At 66.6% G+C, this 17485-nt stretch carries 18 protein-coding genes and 1 tRNA gene; 5 read left to right on the top strand and 14 right to left on the bottom strand.

Features of this window, described 5'->3' with window-relative positions; genetic code table 11:
• Positions 1-201, top strand: coding sequence for a helix-turn-helix domain-containing protein (locus AC5P66_RS07345; protein ID WP_111172936.1), 201 nt, complete (start codon positions 1-3; stop codon positions 199-201).
• Between the two features lie 6 nt (positions 202-207).
• On the top strand, positions 208-1305 hold the full coding sequence (locus AC5P66_RS07340) for a tyrosine-type recombinase/integrase (RefSeq protein ID WP_495216150.1): 1098 nt from the start codon (positions 208-210) through the stop codon (positions 1303-1305).
• Between the two features lie 82 nt (positions 1306-1387).
• On the opposite strand, the gene AC5P66_RS07335 is transcribed toward AC5P66_RS07340, so the two are convergent.
• The 9 genes from AC5P66_RS07335 to thrS form a co-directional block, all read right to left on the bottom strand.
• Positions 1388-1464: transfer RNA gene (locus AC5P66_RS07335), tRNA-Pro, on the bottom strand.
• A 68-nt stretch (positions 1465-1532) separates the two neighbouring features.
• Entirely contained in the window at positions 1533-1889 is a 357-nt protein-coding gene (locus AC5P66_RS07330) for a MerR family transcriptional regulator (protein WP_005410431.1), read from the bottom strand.
• Complete coding sequence (locus AC5P66_RS07325; RefSeq protein WP_005410432.1) at positions 1870-2169, bottom strand: integration host factor subunit alpha; 300 nt, start codon at positions 2167-2169, stop codon at positions 1870-1872. The genes AC5P66_RS07330 and AC5P66_RS07325 overlap by 20 nt, the downstream gene beginning before the upstream one ends.
• Before the next feature lie 27 nt (positions 2170-2196).
• Positions 2197-4593, bottom strand: a complete 2397-nt coding sequence (pheT, locus tag AC5P66_RS07320) for a phenylalanine--tRNA ligase subunit beta (protein ID WP_447906188.1) — start codon at positions 4591-4593, stop codon at positions 2197-2199.
• 87 nt (positions 4594-4680) lie between these two features.
• Positions 4681-5676, bottom strand: a complete 996-nt coding sequence (locus AC5P66_RS07315; protein WP_005417865.1) for a phenylalanine--tRNA ligase subunit alpha — start codon at positions 5674-5676, stop codon at positions 4681-4683.
• Positions 5677-5869: 193 nt separating this feature from the next.
• Positions 5870-6229 carry a 50S ribosomal protein L20 gene (gene rplT / locus AC5P66_RS07310; protein WP_005410435.1) on the bottom strand — a complete coding sequence of 120 codons (360 nt, stop codon included), beginning with the start codon at positions 6227-6229 and terminating at the stop codon, positions 5870-5872.
• An 11-nt stretch (positions 6230-6240) separates the two neighbouring features.
• Positions 6241-6438 (bottom strand): 50S ribosomal protein L35, encoded by a 198-nt coding sequence (gene rpmI / locus AC5P66_RS07305; RefSeq protein WP_005410436.1) that lies wholly within the window; start codon positions 6436-6438, stop codon positions 6241-6243.
• Positions 6439-6703: 265 nt separating this feature from the next.
• Positions 6704-7246, bottom strand: coding sequence for a translation initiation factor IF-3 (gene infC, locus AC5P66_RS07300; RefSeq protein WP_080104334.1), 543 nt, complete (start codon positions 7244-7246; stop codon positions 6704-6706).
• Between the two features lie 48 nt (positions 7247-7294).
• A complete protein-coding gene (thrS, locus tag AC5P66_RS07295) occupies positions 7295-9196 on the bottom strand; it encodes a threonine--tRNA ligase (RefSeq protein WP_049413664.1) in 1902 nt (633 codons plus the stop codon).
• A 428-nt stretch (positions 9197-9624) separates the two neighbouring features.
• On the opposite strand from thrS, the gene AC5P66_RS07290 reads away from it, so the two are divergent.
• Genes AC5P66_RS07290 through AC5P66_RS07280 form a run of 3 tightly spaced genes read left to right on the top strand, consistent with a single transcriptional unit; the run spans position 9625 to position 11754 of the window.
• Complete coding sequence (locus AC5P66_RS07290) at positions 9625-9921, top strand: hypothetical protein (protein ID WP_005410439.1); 297 nt, start codon at positions 9625-9627, stop codon at positions 9919-9921.
• A complete protein-coding gene (locus AC5P66_RS07285; protein WP_049413666.1) occupies positions 9921-10184 on the top strand; it encodes a hypothetical protein in 264 nt (87 codons plus the stop codon). Before AC5P66_RS07290 ends, AC5P66_RS07285 begins: the two co-directional genes overlap by 1 nt.
• 10 nt (positions 10185-10194) lie before the next feature.
• Positions 10195-11754 carry a PepSY-associated TM helix domain-containing protein gene (locus AC5P66_RS07280; RefSeq protein ID WP_111096535.1) on the top strand — a complete coding sequence of 520 codons (1560 nt, stop codon included), beginning with the start codon at positions 10195-10197 and terminating at the stop codon, positions 11752-11754.
• A gap of 36 nt (positions 11755-11790) precedes the next feature.
• Here AC5P66_RS07280 and AC5P66_RS07275 read toward each other — a convergent pair whose 3' ends face one another.
• From AC5P66_RS07275 to rbfA, 5 genes are all read right to left on the bottom strand, one after another.
• Positions 11791-12981 (bottom strand): glycoside hydrolase family 18 protein, encoded by a 1191-nt coding sequence (locus AC5P66_RS07275; RefSeq protein ID WP_495216149.1) that lies wholly within the window; start codon positions 12979-12981, stop codon positions 11791-11793.
• A gap of 280 nt (positions 12982-13261) precedes the next feature.
• Complete coding sequence (gene pnp, locus AC5P66_RS07270) at positions 13262-15370, bottom strand: polyribonucleotide nucleotidyltransferase (protein WP_049413671.1); 2109 nt, start codon at positions 15368-15370, stop codon at positions 13262-13264.
• 151 nt (positions 15371-15521) lie between these two features.
• Positions 15522-15782, bottom strand: a complete 261-nt coding sequence (gene rpsO / locus AC5P66_RS07265) for a 30S ribosomal protein S15 (protein WP_005417886.1) — start codon at positions 15780-15782, stop codon at positions 15522-15524.
• 173 nt (positions 15783-15955) lie between these two features.
• Positions 15956-16864, bottom strand: a complete 909-nt coding sequence (gene truB, locus AC5P66_RS07260) for a tRNA pseudouridine(55) synthase TruB (RefSeq protein ID WP_262222736.1) — start codon at positions 16862-16864, stop codon at positions 15956-15958.
• A gap of 107 nt (positions 16865-16971) precedes the next feature.
• Positions 16972-17355 carry a 30S ribosome-binding factor RbfA gene (gene rbfA / locus AC5P66_RS07255; protein ID WP_005417890.1) on the bottom strand — a complete coding sequence of 128 codons (384 nt, stop codon included), beginning with the start codon at positions 17353-17355 and terminating at the stop codon, positions 16972-16974.
• Between the last annotated feature and the right edge of the window lie 130 nt (positions 17356-17485).

Here is a 17485-nt window from a genome sequence, read left to right as displayed (position 1 = left end):
ATGCAACTGATGACCCCCGAGCGGTGGCTGGACCGCTACTTCGAGGAAGGCAGCCGCCCATCCATGCAGGTACTGCAGCGGCTGATGCGCGAGGGCAAGCTGCCCGGCCGCAAGGTCGGCGGCGCCTGGTACATCGACGAACACGAGTGGCTGGCCGGCGGTGACGACCTGATCGCGCGCGTCCTGGCCGGTGCGGCGTAACCTGCCATGATGGGACGTGTCCGCAAGCCCGGCCGCCGTGACTGGCCGCAGAACCTGTATGCCCACCGGGACGGTTTCAAATACCGGCACCCGATCACGCGCAAAGAGCATTCGATGGGCAAGGACAAGGCCAAGGCCTTCGCCGCGGCCAAGAAGCTCAACGCCATGCTGATGCCCAGCAACGACCTGGTATCGAAGGTGCTGACGCCCGGCGAGACGGTTGCCGATGCGATCGTTGTGTTCCGCCGCGATGACGTGCCCGGGCGGAAGTGGGCACCGAAGACGGCCGAGGTCTACGAAAGCGTGATCCGCCGCATTGAGGCCGGGTTGGGCTCGAAGCCAGTAGCCGACGTGACGGTGAAGGTGTGCGCCACCTTCATCCGCGAGGTGACCGAATCCGACCGTGCGCGGCAGCAGTTCCGGCTGGTGCTGGGCTGGATCCTGGCCTGCGCCGTGGAGGAAGGCTGGATAGATACCAACCCCGCGCTGGCGACTCGCCGGTTCCAGCACGAGCGGAAGCGCGTGCGCCTGACCTTGGACGTGTACCGGGCCATATGGGACCAGGCCGCGCCGTGGCTGCGCAACGCGATGGACCTGTCGTTGGTGACGCTGCTGCGCCGCGAGGACGTGGTGACGGTGAAGTTCGCCGACGTGCGCGACGGCCACCTGTGGGTGGTGCCTTCGAAAACCGAGGGCTCGACGAACGTTCGGCTACAGATCGCCGTGGCCGGGCCCCTGCTCGACCTGCTGGCCCGGTGCCGCGATGACGTGGTTTCGCCGTTCGTCATCCACCGGCTGCCGGAGAAAGCCAGGCCCAGCGACAAGCGCGCAAAGGACCGAGCGCACCACACGCAGGTGTTGCCCGAGCAGCTGTCGCGTGCGTTCGCAAAGGCGCGCGATGCTGCCGGCGTGGGCGGCGAAGCGCCGCCAACTTTCCATGAGATCCGCAGCCTGGGTGGCGCGCTGCTGCGCGATGCGGGCTGGACCACGGAACAGATTCAAGCGCTGATGGGGCACGGCAACGCATCGATGACCGAGCATTACCTGGGTGGCCACGAAGCGCCGTGGCAGTCGGTTACCACGGGTATCGCGCTGCCGCGATAGTGGTGGAATAGTGGACACGTAGTGACCACAACGAAAAAGGGCCTGCACCGTATGGCGCAAGCCCTTGTTCTATCGCTGCTTTTGGTCGGGACGGCCGGATTCGAACCGACGACCCTCTGCCCCCCAGGCAGATGCGCTACCAGGCTGCGCTACGCCCCGACTGATGCTGCGATGTGCCCGCCAGTGCGGCGGGCCGTGAAGTATAGCGGATTACGATGGAAATGGGATCAGCGGCGCAGCAACTGCAGCACTTCTTCCAGCTCCATGCGCACCTGCTTGATGATCTGGTTGCTCAGCGCCGATTCCTCGCGGGCATCGGGACCGTCCAGGCGCAGGCGTGCACCACCGATGGTGTAGCCCTGTTCGTACAGCAGGCTGCGGATCTGCCGCACCATCAACACGTCATGGCGCTGGTAGTAGCGGCGGTTGCCTCGGCGCTTGGCCGGCTCAAGGCTGGGAAACTCGGTTTCCCAGTAGCGCAGGACGTGCGGCTTGACGTCGCACAGCTCGCTGACTTCACCGATGGTGAAGTAGCGCTTGGCCGGGATCGGCGGTAGTTCGCGATTACTGCCCGGATCCAGCATAAGCTTCCACCCTCTCCTTGAGCTTCTGGCCCGGCCGGAAGGTCACCACCGTACGGGCGGAAATCGGAATTTCCTCGCCGGTCTTGGGATTGCGACCCGGGCGCTGGTTCTTGCGCCGCAGATCGAAATTACCGAAGCCCGACAGCTTCACCTGACGTCCCTGTTCCAATGCTTCACGCAGCACATCGAAAAACGCGTCGACGAATTCCTTGGCTTCCCGCTTGTTCAGACCGACTTCGTCGAACAGCTTTTCCGCCATCTCCGCCTTGGTCAATGCCATTGCCTGCTACCCCCGAGTGCTGCCCGCTCAGCCGCGGATCCGGGCGTGGTGTTCACGCTCGATGGCAGTGACCGCCTCGGCCACCACCGCATCCACGTCGCGGTCCGTCAGAGTGCGCGACTTGTCCTGCAAAATCAAGCCCATAGCGAGACTCTTGAATCCCGGCTCGACGCCCTGGCCGACGTAACGGTCGAACAGGTTCAGGTCGCGCAGCAGCGGGCCGGCGGCCTGGCGGACGGTCGCCGCCAGATCGGTCCAGGCCACCTGTTCAGGCACCAGGAACGCCAGGTCGCGACGCACCGCCGGGAAGCGCGACAGCTCGCCGGCACGTGGCAGGCGCCGGGCGCTCAGCGGTTCCAGATCCAGCTCGAAGGCGTAGACATCGGCCTCGATATCCATCGCCTTGGCCAGGCGCGGGTGGATCTGGCCGATCCAGCCGATCGCCACGCCATCGCGGAACACCTCGGCCGACCGCGCCGGGTGGCCGTAGGCACGGGCCGACGGGCGGAACTCCAGTACCGCACCACTGGCAGCCGCCAGCGATTCCAGGTCGCCCTTCAGGTCATGGAAGTCGACCTTGCGAGTCGGCAGGCCCCACTGCACCGCCTGCGCCTCGCCGCAGACCGCAGCGGCCACGCGCAGGGTTTCCAGCGGTGCCGGCCGGCTTTCGCCAGTCGACGCCCCGCCGGCCTGCTGGGCGAACACGCGGCCCAGTTCGAACAGGCGCACGCGACCGAGCTGGCGGGCGGCGTTGCGGCCCAGGGTGGCGACTAGGCCCGGCAGCAGCGACGGGCGCATCACCGCCAGTTCGGCCGACAGCGGGTTGGCCAGTGGCACCAGGCCGTCGCGCAGCTGCCACTGGGTCAGCAGCGCATCGTCGACGAAGGCGAAATTGACGGTTTCCTGCTGGTCACGGGCGATCAGCTGGCGGCGCACGCTCAGCGCGTCCAGCTGGGTCTCGCTCGGCATCGCCACGCGCGAAGCACCGCCCGGCAGCGTGGTCGGGATCTGCTCGTAACCGTGGATGCGGGCCAGCTCTTCGATCAGGTCTTCTTCGATGGCGATGTCGAAGCGGCGGCTCGGCGCGACCACCTGCCAACCGTCGGCAGTGGCGGCCACGTCCATGCCCAGCGCGCGCAGGATGCGCTCGATTTCGGCATCGTCGATGGTGATGCCGAGCACGCGGGCGATGCGGGCGCGGCGCAGCACGATGGTTGTCGGCTGCGGCAGATCGGCGTCACGCACGGCCTCGGTCACCGGCGCCGGGGTGCCGCCGGCCAGGTCCAGCACCAGGCGGGTGGCGTACTCGATCGCGATGCGCGGCAGCGCCGGATCGACGCCGCGCTCGAAGCGATGGCCGGCATCGGTGTGCAGGCCCAGCTTGCGGCCACGCCCCATGATCGCAGCGGGCGCAAAGTGCGCCGCCTCCAGGAACACGGCAGTGGTCGCGTCGGTGACACGGGTGTCGAAGCCGCCCATCAGGCCAGCCAGGCCGATCGCACGATCGGCGTCAGTGACTACCAGGAAGCTGTCGTCCAGCGCAGCATCGCGGCCGTCCAGCAGCTTCAGGCTCTCGCCCGCGCGCGAACGGCGCACGGCAATGCTGCCCTGCAGGGTGCCGAGGTCGTAGGCGTGCATCGGCTGGCCCAGCTCCAGCATCACATACTGGGTGATGTCGACCAGCAGCGAAACCGGACGCACGCCACTGCGGCGCAGGCGCTCGGCCATCCACAGCGGAGTCCTGGCGGCGGCGTTGACGCCTTCGATGACACGGCCCAGGTAACGCGGCGCTTCAGCCCCGGCGTCGAGCTGGATGGCCAGCTCGCGGCTGCCGGCCGCCGGAATGGCGTCGGCGGCGAAATCCAGCACTTCACTGCGGGTGGCGGCGGCGACGTCGTAGGCGATGCCGCGCAGGCTGAAGCAGTCGGCGCGGTTCGGGGTCAGCTTGATCTCGATACTGGCGTCCGGCAGGCCGAGGTACTCGACCAGCGCCTGGCCGACCGGGGCATCATCGGGCAGTTCCAGCAGGCCGGAGGCATCGTTGTCCAGGCCCAGCTCCTTGGCCGAGCACAGCATGCCGTTGGACTCCACGCCGCGCAGCTTGGCCGGCTTGATCTTCAGTTCGCCGATCTGCGCACCCACCATGGCCAGCGGCGCGACCAGGCCCGGGCGCGCGTTCGGTGCGCCGCAGACGATCTGCAGCAGTTCGCCCTGCCCGGCATCGACCTTGCACACCTGCAGGCGATCGGCTTCGGGATGGCGCACGGCCTCGACGATGCGCGCCACGACCACGTGATCGAGGCCTTCGCCCAGCGCGGTCACTTCTTCCACTTCCAGGCCGATGGCGGTCAGCACTGCACTCAGTTCATCGCGCGAGGCGCCGGTCGGGACATGGCTGCGCAGCCAGTTTTCGGAGAATTTCATGGTGTCACCCTGGTGGGCCCGGCGCATGCGCCTGGGCCTGCGAATTTAGGAGCAGCCGAGCATGGCTCGGCTCTACATGGTTGCGGCTTACGCGAACTGTTTCAGGAATCGCACGTCGTTCTCGAAGAACGCACGCAGATCGTTGACGCCGTAACGAAGCATCGCGAAACGCTCCACGCCCATGCCGAACGCGAAGCCGGTGTAGCGCTCCGGATCGATGCCGACGTTGCGCAGCACGTTCGGATGGACCATGCCGCAGCCCAGCACTTCCAGCCAGCGGGTGCTGCCGTCGGGCTGCTGCCAGGCGATGTCCACTTCCGCGCCAGGCTCCACGAACGGGAAGTAGCTGGGACGGAAGCGCATCTCGAAGTCGCGCTCGAAGAACGCGCGCACGAACTCGGCCAGCGTGCCCTTCAGGTCGGCGAAGGTCGAATGCTCGTCCACCAGCAGGCCTTCCACCTGGTGGAACATCGGCGAATGGGTCTGGTCGCTGTCGCTGCGGTACACCTTGCCGGCGGCGATCATGCGCAGTGGCGGCGCGTGGTCGCCCATGTAGCGCACCTGCACACCGGAGGTGTGCGTGCGCAGCAGGCGGCCGTCGCCGAAGTAGAAGGTGTCGTGCATGGCGCGCGCCGGATGGTGCGGCGGGAAGTTCAGCGCCTCGAAATTGTGCCAGTCGTCCTCGATCTCCGGCCCTTCCGACAGCTCGTAGCCCAGCCGGCCGAAGATGCCGGTGATGCGCTCCAGGGTGCGGGTGATCGGATGCAGGCCGGCGCGGTCGCCGTTGCGGCCCGGCAGGGTGATATCGATGGCTTCGGCGGCCAGGCGCGCATCCAGCGCCGCGTCTTCCAGCAGCGCCTTGCGCTCGCCCAGCGCGCGGGTCAGCGCGTCGCGGGCCTGGTTGATCGCTTCACCAGCGGCCTTGCGCTCGTCCGCCGGCAGGGCGCCGAGCTGCTTGAGCTGCGAGGTGATGCTGCCACTCTTGCCAAGCAGGGCAACGCGCAGCTGTTCCAGCACGTCGGGACTCTGTGCGGCGGCCACATCGGCCAGCGCCTGGGTGGTGAGGGATTGGATGTCGCTCATGAGGGGCCGGAACTCCAGTCGATCTGCCATCGCGATGCGCGAAGGGCCGACCCCTGTCGCCACCGCCGTCCCCGCGCTGCCGCCATGGCCTCGCCGGAACCCAAAAAAGAATGGGGAAGGACTTGCGCCCTTCCCCATGCATTGCCTTGACCTGACACCGTTCCGAGTGAACGGTTACGGCATCGGGAAGGACTTATGCCGCCAGCGCGCCCTTGGCCTTTTCGGCCAGCGCAGCAAAACCGGCTGCGTCGTGCACGGCGATGTCAGCCAGGACCTTGCGATCCAGGGTGATGCCAGCCTTCAGCAGGCCGTTCATGAAGCGGCTGTAGCTCAGGCCGTTGATGCGGGCAGCCGCATTGATACGGGTGATCCACAGCGAACGGAAGTTGCGCTTCTTCTGCTTACGGCCGATGTAGGCGTACTGCTGTGCCTTGATGACTGCCTGCTTGGCAACGCGGAAGACCTTGCGACGGGCGTTGTAATAGCCCTTGGCGAGATCCAGAATCTTCTTGTGGCGGCGACGCGCCTGTACGCCACGCTTAACTCGTGCCATTTTTCAGTTCCTCAGAGGTAAGGGAGCATGCGGTCCAGACGGCCTGCGTCTTCTGCACGGACATGGCCCGTCTGACGCAGATTACGCTTACGCTTGGTCGCTTTCTTCGTGAGGATGTGGCTACGGTTGGCGTGGCCGCACTTGTACTTGCCCGAGGCGGTCTTGCGGAAACGCTTGGCCGCTGCCCGGTTGGTCTTGATCTTGGGCATTGCAATGTCCTTGATGGGGGTGACCCTGGTTTCTGACTGATCTGGCGGCGGCCTGGGCCGCTCTTTCCGTCCTGCCATGATCGGCGTACGACCCGTCCTGGGTGGGTCGAGCCGGGCATGATACAGGCAAAACCGCCCTGCCACCAGCCCCTACAACCCTTTCGCCGGCACTTCACCGGCATCCTGCAAAAGCAAAGGGACGCCAGCGGCGTCCCCTTACCCTGAACCATTCAGCCAGGCGCCCCGGAAGGCGGCCCGTCAGGCCTCAGGTCTTCTTCTTCGGCGCGATCATCATGACCATCTGACGCCCTTCCAGGCGCGGACGGGATTCAATGACGATGTCCTCGCCCAGATCGGCCTCGATCCGGTTGGCCATTTCACGACCCAGTTCCTGGTGGCTCATTTCACGGCCACGGAAGCGGATGTTGACCTTGATCTTGTCGCCCTCTTCAAGGAACCCGCGCATCTTGCGCAGCTTGATCTGGTAGTCGCCCTCGTCCGTGACCGGACGGAACTTCACTTCCTTGATCTCGACCTGCTTGGTCTTCTTCTTGGCCTCGCTGGCCTTCTTCTGCGCTTCGAACTTGAACTTGCCGAAGTCCATGATCTTGCAGACCGGCGGATCGGCCTGCGGCTGGATCTCGACCAGATCCAGGCCTTCATCTTCGGCCATGGACAGCGCTTCGTCGCGCGACAACACGCCGATCATTTCTCCGTCACTGCCGATCACGCGGACGCGCGGCACACGGATTTCCTGATTCTTGCGGTTCTGTTTGTTGTCAGGGGTGCTGATATTACGTTCTCCCAAGGGTATCGAACCGGCCCGGGTGCCTGTGCCCCCGGACCGGACCTTTGCTTACGCGCCCTCGGCGTGGAGCCGCTCGATGAAGGCCTGCAGGCTCATGCTGCCCAGGTCTTCGCCAGAACGCGTACGCACCGCCACAGCCCCATTTTCCTTCTCGCGGTCACCGATGACCAGCAGGTAGGGCACGCGCTGCAACGTATGCTCGCGGATTTTATAGCCGATCTTCTCGTTACGCAAATCCGAGCTGACGCGGAAGCCTTGCTCCGCAAGGGTTTTGGTCACGCCCGCGACATAGTCGGCCTGGGCGTCGGTGATGTTGGCCACCACCACCTGGGTCGGCGCCAGCCAGGCCGGGAACTGGCCGGCATGGTGCTCGATCAGGATGCCCAGGAAGCGCTCCATCGAGCCGACGATGGCCCGGTGCAGCATGACCGGGTGCTTCTTCTGGCTGTTCTCGTCCACGTACTCGGCGCCCAGGCGGCCGGGCATCATGAAGTCGACCTGCATGGTGCCCAGCTGCCAGGTACGGCCGATCGCGTCCTTCAGGTGGTACTCGATCTTCGGGCCGTAGAAGGCCCCCTCGCCCGGCAGCTCCTGCCATTCCACGCCACAGGCGGTCAGTGCCGAGCGCAGCGCGCCTTCGGCCTTGTCCCAGGTGGCGTCGTCACCCAGGCGCGATTCCGGACGCAGCGCGATCTTGATCTGGATCTCGTCGAAGCCGAAGTGCCGGTAAACCGCCAGCGCCTGCTGGTGGAAGGCCGTCACTTCCGACTCGATCTGGTTTTCCGTGCAGAACACGTGGCCGTCGTCCTGGGTGAAACCACGCACGCGCAGGATGCCGTGCAGCGCGCCGGACGGCTCGTTGCGGTGGCAGGAACCGAACTCACCGTAGCGGATCGGCAGGTCGCGGTAGCTGTGCAGGCCCTGGTTGAACACCTGGATGTGGCCCGGGCAGTTCATCGGCTTGACCGCGTACGTGCGCTTCTCCGATTCGGTGAAGAACATGTTGTCCTGGTAGTTGTCCCAGTGGCCGGACTTCTTCCACAGGCTCACGTCCAGGATCTGCGGGCAGCGCACTTCGCCGTAGCCGCTGTTGCGGTAGACCTTGCGCATGTACTGCTCGACCACCTGCCACAGTGCCCAGCCCTTCGGATGCCAGAACACCAGGCCCGGGGCTTCTTCCTGCAGGTGGAACAGGTCCTGCTGCTTGCCGATGCGGCGGTGGTCGCGCATCTCGGCTTCCTCGATGCGCTTGATGTACGCCTCGAGCTGCTTCTTGTCGGCCCAGGCGGTGCCGTAGATGCGCTGCAGCTGTTCGTTCTGCGCATCGCCGCGCCAGTAGGCGCCGGAGATGCGGGTCAGCTTGAAGGCCTTCAGGAAGCGCGTGTTGGGCACGTGCGGGCCGCGGCACATGTCCACGTATTCCTGGTGGTAGTACATGCCCATCGCCTGGATGTCGTCGGACATGTCTTCGATCAGGCGCAGCTTGTAGTCCTCGCCACGGGCCTTGAAGATCTCGATCACCTCGGCGCGCGGCGTCATCTTCTTGATGACGTCGTAGTCCTGGGCGATCAGTTCACCCATGCGCTTCTCGATTGCGGCCATGTCGTCCGGCGTGAACGGGCGCTCGGAATAGATGTCGTAGTAGAAGCCCTCGGCGATCACCGGGCCGATCACCATCTTCACGTCCGGGTACAGCTGCTTGACGGCGTGGCCGACCAGGTGGGCGCAGGAGTGGCGGATGATCTCCACGCCCTCCTCGTCCTTGGCGGTGATGATGCGCAGGCTGGCATCGTGGTCGATGACGTCACTGGCATCGACCAGCACGCCATCGACCGAACCGGCGATGGTGGCCTTGGCCAGGCCGGCACCAATCGACTGGGCGACGTCCATGACGCTGACGGGATTTTCGAACTCGCGGCGGCTGCCGTCGGGAAGGGTAATGTTGATCATCGCATTGGCTTCGTGCGGGGCCCGCGGGGCGGGCTGGAAAGCGTTCCCGGGCCGCGGCCCGGGCAATAAAAAAGCGCCGCGAGGGCGCCTGGAACACAGGGCCTTCGGGGGCAGGTCAACAGTGGGCGGTGGTAGTGCTCATGTCGCACGCTCGGCCGGCGCCGGGCGCGGGCCACCTTGTTCCAGTCAGGAGTCTGCGACGATCTTAAACCAGCGCACCGGAAAGCCCAAGGGCTGCCGTACGGTCCGCTGAATGGCCTGCGCTGGCGGCGTGAAAACGCAATGATTACCATGTCCGCGCAGCCCGCCCCGTGCCAGCCTGCCCGCTTCCCCCAGGACCTCGTGATGCGCCACCCGCTCCGACCGGCTCCCGCCGGCCCCGCCCGTGCCCCGCGTTCGCCGGCCCACTGCCGCGGCGCCCGCCCACAATGATCACCGTCGGCCTTTCCACCCTGGGCTTCTGCAGCCTGGGCATGCTGGCAGCGATGTTTTCGGCACTGGCCTTCTATGCCGCCTCGCCGCACTGCCGTTGGCCCCGCCTGCGCCGTGCCGGTCGTCTCGGCCGCCAGATCGGCCTGGTCGCCGCAGCTGCCGCATTGTGGCTGTGGATGGCCGAACTCGGCTTCGCTGCCGGTCTGGTGGCGATGCTGTGCACCTGGATGCTCGCTGCGATGCTGCTGCCGGCGCTGGCCGCCTGGCATCGCCCGGGCACGGAGTCGCCCTGATGTGGCCGCGCGCCTTCGCCGGCATCATCGCTGGCTTCCTGCTTGCGGCCGCCGCTACCGGCCTGCTGGCCTGGCTGCCGCCCGGCCCGTGGCAGCGTGCGCTGGTGCCGACCCTGATCGCCTTCATCCCGTTATGGATGCTGGCCGCCCTGTGGGCGTTCAGCTTCCGCAGCGCACTGCGCGCCTGGCTGGTTCTGGGTGGCAGCGCCGCGGCCGGCTTCGCCGTGCTCGGGCTGCTGCGCCTGACCGGCGCGGTGCAATGAGATCCCCGCCATGAAGTTCAGTTCGCAGACGCTGCGCACGTTCACCACCCTGCACACCTGGGTCGGCCTGGTCGCCGGCTTCGGCCTTTTCGTGGCCTTCTATGCGGGTGCGCTGACCCTGTTCCATCATGACCTGCCGCTGTGGCAGACCCCGGGCGCCGCCACCGCCTTGCCGGCGGGCCTGGACGATGCGCAGTACCTGCTGGAAGACGTGCTGGCGACACACCCGGAAGCGCGCCGCCACGTGGGCATGACCTTCCCCGGTACCGAACACCCGCAGCCCCTGGCGTACTGGCAGGCCGATGACGGCAGCTGGCGCTACGCCTGGCCGGGCCAGATCGCCGGCAGCCCCGCGCCGCCGCAGACCGGACTGGCCGAACTGGTCAACGAACTGCACTACAGCCTCGGCCTGCCGGCGGCCGGCGTCTACGTGATGGGCATCGTCAGCCTGCTGTATGGCATGGCGCTGCTGAGCGGGCTGGTGATCCATCTGCCGAAGCTGTTCGGCGACCTGTTCGCGCTGCGCCCGGGCCGCAACCTGAAGCAGTTGTGGCAGGACGCGCACAACGTGATCGGCGTGCTCAGCCTGCCCTTCCACCTGATGTTCGCGGTCACGGGCGCCCTGCTGTGCCTGGTGTTCGTGCAGATGGCCCTGCTCAACCCACTGATCTACGACGGCAAGGTGCTGCAGGCGGTACCGACGGCGATGGACACTGCGCCGGTGCGCGAGGCCAGCGGGATTCCGGCGCCACCGGGCAGCCTGCGCGTGCTGCATGCGCGCGCACTTGAAGTGGCCCGCGCGCAAGGCGTGGCCAACTTCGAGCCGGCGTACCTGAAGCTGACCAATGGCAGCGACGCCAACGCCACGATCGAGATCACCGGCGAGGCCAGTGGCACCCTCGGTCCGCTTGGTGCCGTGGCATTGGACGTGGCCAGCGGCGACCTGCTGGCCTCCCAGCTGCCGGGGCAGCGCGACGCCAACCACGCCACGCTCAGCGCCGCCTACGCGCTGCACTTCGGTGAGTTCGGCAACGGCGTGGTGGTCTGGCTGTACTTCCTGCTCGGCCTCGGCGGTGCGTTCCTGTTCTACTCCGGCAACCTGCTGTGGATCGAGTCGCGGCGCAAGCGTCGCCAGCCGCAACAGCCGCGTGCCGGTGTGAACATGGCGCGGGCCACGGTCGGCGTGTGCATCGGCCTGTGCGTGGCGATCTCGGTCGCGTTCGTCACCGCACTGGTGCTGGAGCGGCTGGCACCGTCGGCGGTCGACCACGGCATCCGCTGGGCCTGCTTCGGCAGCTGGGCAGCCTGTGCGCTGTGGGCTGCACTGCGCCGCCCCGCGCAGGCCGCGCGCGAACTGCTGTGGGCCGCAGCGATCAGCACTGCACTGGTGCCGGTCCTGCACGGTGCACTCAATGGTGACTGGCTGTGGCGCGCCGCCGGGCGTGGCCAGTGGCCGCTGTTCTGGGTCGATGCCATCGCGCTGGCCATGGCCTTCGGCTTCGCCCGCCTGGCCGTCGCCAGCCAGCGCCGCGCCCGCAACGGCGATCCCAACAGCGTCTGGGCGAACTGAAGCGTCGCCGGGCATGGCCCGGCGCCAGCAGGCGACTCAATCACCGATGCGCGCCTTCTGCCACGGGGCGAGCATGGCGTTGAGCAGGCTGGCCTGCTCGTCGTCACCGGTCAGCTCCCACATGAACACCCCGGCCAGGCCCTGCTCGCGGGCGAACCGGGCACGCAGGCCGATCGAGCGCGGGTCTTCATAGCTGATGAAGATCTTCTGCCCGGCGTTGTACAGCCACGGGCTCTGCGCCTGCGGCTGCCAGTGCCTGGTCCAACCCGGCTGGTCGAGATAGCGCGCCTTGATCACCCGCCAATCGCCGGCGTCGGCCGGTGCGCTGTAAGGCTGATACAGGCCATCCGGCGCATCGCCAGTGACCTTGAAGCCGCGCCCGTAGAACGGCACGCCCAGCACCAGTTTGTCGGCCGGCACGCCATGTTCACGGTAGTACTGCACCGCCCCGGCCACGTTGTTCCAGCGGCGCAGCTCCGGCGCCAGCGGATCGGCCGGCACTTCATGCAACGGCGCATTGAAGGTCGACACCGACGAGAAGCCGGTGCCCATGTCGTAGCTCATCAGGTTGATGAAATCGAACACCTTCGCCAGCGCCGGCAGGTCGTAGCTCGCCACCGGATCATAGGGGCCATTGGTCTGCAGGCGACCGGCGGCCAGCGCGGCGGTCAGCAGCATCGGCTGCCCCGCCTTGCGCCCCCGCGCATCCAGTGCTGCGCGGAAGGCCTGGGCAAGCCGGGTCAGGTTGGCGCGATCCTGCGGGCGATGCGCCAGCTCCTTCGGTCCGCCACTGACCGGGAACTCCCAGTCGATGTCCACGCCATCGAAGCTGCCGGCGTGGCGTTCGAAGAACAGCGCCATGCAAGAGTCGACCAGGCGCTTGCGGCTGGCCTCGGTCAGCGCTGCATCGGAGAAGCCGCCTGCGCCCCAGCCACCGATCGAGATCAGCGTGCGCAGGTGCGGGTGCGCCTTCTTGAGTTCGGCCAGTGCGGCGAAATTCTTCGGCGCTTCCGCACCGATCGTGCAGCGCCCGTCCTCGATGGTGGAGAACGCGTAGAACAGGTGGGTCAGGCGCTCGGCCGGAATGCTCGACACCGGATAGCGCTCGGCCGATCCACCCGGGTAATAGGCGCCGAAGATCGGCGGCTGCGCGGGCGCTGCGTGCGCGGCATCGGGCAAGGCACCGGCAATCAGCACGGCAAGGACGGCCACGGTCTGGCGGAACATGGGATCTCCCGGTTCGAAGGCGCCGCCACGTTAGCAAACCGATGGGGCTGCGGTACGGATGTCGCGGCATGTCGTCCCATGGACAGGCGCGATCCGTGCAATCGTGACAGAACGATGGCCGCGTGGCGGGTCTCATGCACTGCGGCAGGACATGCAGCGACCTGGATGAGCGTCTCTCCACAACATCGAGGCAAAGAAAAAGCGGGCCGAAGCCCGCTTTTTCATTTGCGAAAGCGTGAGGACCAACGATCCTCACCCACCGCACGATCAGCAGTACCGACTATTCGGCGCTGGCGCCTTCGCCTTCTTCGACGGCCTTCATCGACAGGCGGATACGGCCCTGCTTGTCGACTTCCAGCACCTTGACCTTGACCACATCGCCTTCCTTCAGCTTGTCGCCGACCTTCTCGACGCGCTCGCTGGAGATCTGCGACACGTGGACCAGGCCGTCCTTGCCCGGCAGGATGGTGACGAACGCACCGAAGTCCATGATCTTGGCGACCTTGCCTTCGTAGATGCGGCCCGGCTCGACGTCCGAGGTGATCTGCTCGATGCGGGCCTTGGCAGCCTGGGCAGCAATGGCGTTGACCGACGCGATGACGATGGTGCCGTCGTCCTGGATGTCGATCTGGGTGCCGGTTTCCTTGGTGATGGCCTGGATGGTCGAGCCACCCTTGCCGATCACTTCGCGGATCTTGTCCGGGTGGATCTTGATGGTCAGCAGGCGCGGCGCGTAGTCCGACAGCTCCTCACGCGGAGCGGTCAGGCCGTGGGCCATTTCACCCAGGATGTGCAGACGGCCAGCCTTGGCCTGCTGCAGGGCCTGCTTCATGATCTCTTCGGTGATGCCTTCGATCTTGATGTCCATCTGCAGGGCGGAAATGCCCTCAGCGGTACCGGCCACCTTGAAGTCCATGTCGCCCAGGTGATCTTCGTCACCCAGGATGTCGGACAGGACCACGAAACGGTCGCCTTCCTTGACCAGGCCCATGGCGATACCGGCCACCGGGGCCTTCACCGGCACGCCGGCGTCCATCAACGCCAGCGACGAGCCGCAGACCGAGGCCATCGACGAGGAACCGTTCGACTCGGTGATTTCCGAAACGACGCGGATGGTGTACGGGAAGGCTTCCAGCGACGGCATGACAGCCAGCACGCCGCGCTTGGCCAGACGACCGTGGCCGATTTCGCGGCGCTTCGGGCCCATCATGCGGCCGCACTCGCCCACCGAGAACGGAGGGAAGTTGTAGTGGAACAGGAAGTTTTCCTTGTACTCACCGGCAACGGCATCGATGACCTGGCCATCACGGGCGGTGCCCAGGGTGATGGTCACGATGGCCTGGGTTTCGCCGCGGGTGAACAGCGAGGAACCATGGGTACGCGGCAGCACGCCGGTCTTCACGGCGATCGGGCGGACGGTGTCCAGCGCACGGCCGTCGATGCGGACCTTGGTGTCCAGCACCGAGTCACGCATGGTGCGGTATTCCAGCTCGCCGAATTCCTTCGACAGCTCGGCCGGGTTCCAGCCTTCGGCGGCCACGCGGCCCGCCAGGGCTTCGAACACGTCCTTCTTGATCGCCGAGATGGCGTCACGGCGCTGCAGCTTGTCGCGCACCTGGAAGGCTTCGCCCAGGCGCGGGCCGATGGCTTCCTTCAGCGCGGAGATCAGCGCGTCGTTCTTGGCCGGGGCTTCCCAGGTCGACGGCTTGGTGCCGGCTTCGACGGTCAGCTCGTTGATCGCGTTGATGACCTTCTGCATTTCGCGGTGACCGAAGGTCACGGCGCCCAGCATCACTTCCTCGGACAGCAGCGCGGCTTCGGATTCGACCATCAGCACGGCGTTGGAGGTACCAGCAACGACCAGTTCCAGCTGCGAGTCAGCCAGTTCACTGACGGTCGGGTTCAGGATGTACTCGCCGTTCTTGTAGCCGACCTTGGCAGCGCCGATCGGGCCCATGAACGGGGTGCCGGCCAGGGCCAGGGCAGCCGAGGCGCCGATCAGGGCCGGGATGTCGCCGTCGACGTCCGGGTTCAGCGACATGACCGTGGCGATGATCTGCACTTCGTTCTTGTAGTCTTCCGGGAACAGCGGACGGATCGGACGGTCGATCAGACGCGAGATCAGCGTTTCCTTCTCGGTCGCACGGCCTTCACGCTTGAAGAAACCACCCGGGATGCGGCCGCCGGCGTAGAACTTTTCCTGATAATCGACGGTCAGCGGGAAGAAGTCCTGGCCTTCGCGCGCGCTCTTGGCGGCGACGGCGGTGACCAGCAGTACGGTGTCGTCCATCTTGACGATGACCGCACCGCTGGCCTGGCGGGCGACTTCGCCGGTCTCAAGCGTGACGGTGTGCTTGCCGTACTGGAAGGTTTTGGTGATTTTTGCCACGGAGGGTGTCCTTGGGGATGCTGTCTGCGAATTTGGACCGTCGGCGACCCTTGCCGCCAGCGGGTGGCCGGATCGTTCCGGCCTGAATCGGGGATTGCGGTGCTACAAAACAAAACCGCGGCGCATCGCTGCGCCGCGGGGGATTCGTTGCTTAGCGACGCAGGCCAAGCTTTTCGATCAGGGCCTTGTAACGCTCGACGTCCTTCTTCTTCAGGTAGTCGAGCAGGCTGCGACGGCGGTTGACCATCTGCAGCAGGCCGCGGCGGCTGTGGTGATCCTTCTTGTGGGTCTTGAAGTGGCCGGTCAGCAGTTCGATGCGGGCGGTCAGCAGGGCAACCTGGACTTCCGGGGAGCCGGTGTCAGCGGCGCTGCGCTTGTTGTCTTCAATGACCTTCTGGGTGTCGATCGACATTTCTTTTTTCTCTGTGATGCGTGGCCGGCAGGAACGCGCTTCGCGCACCGCCAGGCTCGCCGTGGACTACGAGGATGAAACCTGCGCGAGGCAGGTTGCCGGAAAACGGCCGCGAAATTGTAACGGCCGGGGGCTTCCGGGACAAGGACCGGGGCTGAACCACCCTGCCCCGGTCAGAGGTTGAAACGGCGCTGCGGGGCCAGCAGGCCACTGTCGTCGACCTGGCCCAGGCCCTGGACAGCATCGTCCGGACCGAACACGGCCACCAGGCCACGCGGCCAGGACAGATCGCGCTGGCGCTGGCCGACGCAGAAGCGGTGGGCCTGGTCGGCATCCAGGTCGACCCGGGGGTACTCGGCCAGGCCGGCCGCCAGCGGCAGCAGCAGCGCGTCCATGCCCGCCTCGTCACCCGCCTCGACCATCGCCCGCAGCTGGTCCAGGGTGACCATCACCGGCTCACGGAACGGCTCGACCCAGAGCCGACGCAGTGCGCTGATGTGGGCACCACAGCCCAGCGCCTCGCCCAGGTCGCGTGCCAGGCTGCGGATGTAGGTGCCGGAGCCACAGGTCACGCGCAGCCGCAGCCGTTCCGGCTGCTGCTCGAGCACCTCGATGGCGTGCACCTGGACCTCGCGCTCCGGGGCCTCGATGGCCTCGCCGCGGCGGGCCTTCACATACAACGGTTCACCGCCCTGCTTCAGCGCCGAATAGATCGGAGCCCGCTGGCGGATGTTCCCCGTCAGTGGCGCCAGCGCAGCCTGCAGGGCCTCGGCGCTGATCGCCGGCACCGGGCGCTGCAGCAGTACCTGGCCCTCGGCATCATCGGTGTCCGTGGTCTGGCCGAGGACGATCTCGGCATCGTACGCCTTGGCCGAACCCAGCAGCAGGCCGGCGATCTTGGTTGCCTCGCCGAAGCATAGCGGCAGCAGGCCGGTGGCCAACGGGTCGAGGCTGCCGGTGTGGCCGCCCTTCTCGGCACGGAACAGGCGGCGCGCCACCTGCAGGGCGGCGTTGGAGCTCATGCCGGTCGACTTGTCGAGCAGCAGGATGCCATCCAGGCGGCGGAACTGAATTCGGGTCATGGCAGGAATGTGTAGGGCCGAGCCATGCTCGGCTGCCGCAGCGCGGTCTGCGTCAGACGTCGCACAGCCGGAATGCAACGACGCCGGGCATGCCCGGCGTCGCGCGGTTATTCTTCGTCGCTCCCGCGACGCTTCTCCGCGGCCAGCGTATCGGGCAGGTCGCGCAGGATGTTGTCGATGTGCTCACCACGGTCGACCGAGTCGTCGTAGTGGAAATGCAGCTCCGGCACGTGGCGCAGCTTCATCGCGCGGGCCAGATCCATGCGCAGGCGGTAGCCCAGCTCCTTCAGGCCGGCCACGGCTTCAGCCGAGCGTTCCGGCATCAGCGCGGTGACGAACACCTTGGCATGGGCCATGTCGCGGGTGATTTCCACGTCGGACACGCTCACCGAGGGCAACCCGTGCTCGCGCACGGCGTTGTGCACCAGGGTGCCGAGTTCACGGCGCAGCTGGGCGGAGACACGGTCGGTTCGATGGAAAGTCTTGGGCACGAGGAGCTCTTGGTTCAGTTGTCGCCCGACCAACGGTCGGGCACTACCTTTGATTCGATTGTCGCCCGACCAACGGCCGGGCGCTACAGGTACATGGTAGGGCCCGACCGTTGGTCGGGCCACCTTGCAG

The sequence above is a fragment of the Stenotrophomonas sp. YJH_SMC_122 genome (assembly GCF_059369535.1).
Note: the sequence above shows the minus strand (reverse complement) of the source record. Positions and strands in the feature narration are given on the sequence as shown.

What these genes read in the sequence shown, in the direction of transcription:
- AC5P66_RS07285 (WP_049413666.1), top strand. Translation starts at nt 9,921, where the DNA reads ATGTGGCCGCGCGCCTTCGCCGGCATCATCGCTGGCTTCCTGCTTGCG.
- truB (WP_262222736.1), bottom strand. Translation starts at nt 16,864, where the DNA reads ATGACCCGAATTCAGTTCCGCCGCCTGGATGGCATCCTGCTGCTCGAC.
- rpsO (WP_005417886.1), bottom strand. Translation starts at nt 15,782, where the DNA reads ATGTCGATCGACACCCAGAAGGTCATTGAAGACAACAAGCGCAGCGCC.
- rpmI (WP_005410436.1), bottom strand. Translation starts at nt 6,438, where the DNA reads ATGCCCAAGATCAAGACCAACCGGGCAGCGGCCAAGCGTTTCCGCAAG.
- AC5P66_RS07345 (WP_111172936.1), top strand. Translation starts at nt 1, where the DNA reads ATGCAACTGATGACCCCCGAGCGGTGGCTGGACCGCTACTTCGAGGAA.
- AC5P66_RS07275 (WP_495216149.1), bottom strand. Translation starts at nt 12,981, where the DNA reads ATGTTCCGCCAGACCGTGGCCGTCCTTGCCGTGCTGATTGCCGGTGCC.
- AC5P66_RS07325 (WP_005410432.1), bottom strand. Translation starts at nt 2,169, where the DNA reads ATGGCATTGACCAAGGCGGAGATGGCGGAAAAGCTGTTCGACGAAGTC.
- thrS (WP_049413664.1), bottom strand. Translation starts at nt 9,196, where the DNA reads ATGATCAACATTACCCTTCCCGACGGCAGCCGCCGCGAGTTCGAAAAT.
- AC5P66_RS07340 (WP_495216150.1), top strand. Translation starts at nt 208, where the DNA reads ATGATGGGACGTGTCCGCAAGCCCGGCCGCCGTGACTGGCCGCAGAAC.
- AC5P66_RS07330 (WP_005410431.1), bottom strand. Translation starts at nt 1,889, where the DNA reads ATGCTGGATCCGGGCAGTAATCGCGAACTACCGCCGATCCCGGCCAAG.
- AC5P66_RS07315 (WP_005417865.1), bottom strand. Translation starts at nt 5,676, where the DNA reads ATGAGCGACATCCAATCCCTCACCACCCAGGCGCTGGCCGATGTGGCC.
- AC5P66_RS07280 (WP_111096535.1), top strand. Translation starts at nt 10,195, where the DNA reads ATGAAGTTCAGTTCGCAGACGCTGCGCACGTTCACCACCCTGCACACC.
- rplT (WP_005410435.1), bottom strand. Translation starts at nt 6,229, where the DNA reads ATGGCACGAGTTAAGCGTGGCGTACAGGCGCGTCGCCGCCACAAGAAG.
- pheT (WP_447906188.1), bottom strand. Translation starts at nt 4,593, where the DNA reads ATGAAATTCTCCGAAAACTGGCTGCGCAGCCATGTCCCGACCGGCGCC.
- AC5P66_RS07290 (WP_005410439.1), top strand. Translation starts at nt 9,625, where the DNA reads ATGATCACCGTCGGCCTTTCCACCCTGGGCTTCTGCAGCCTGGGCATG.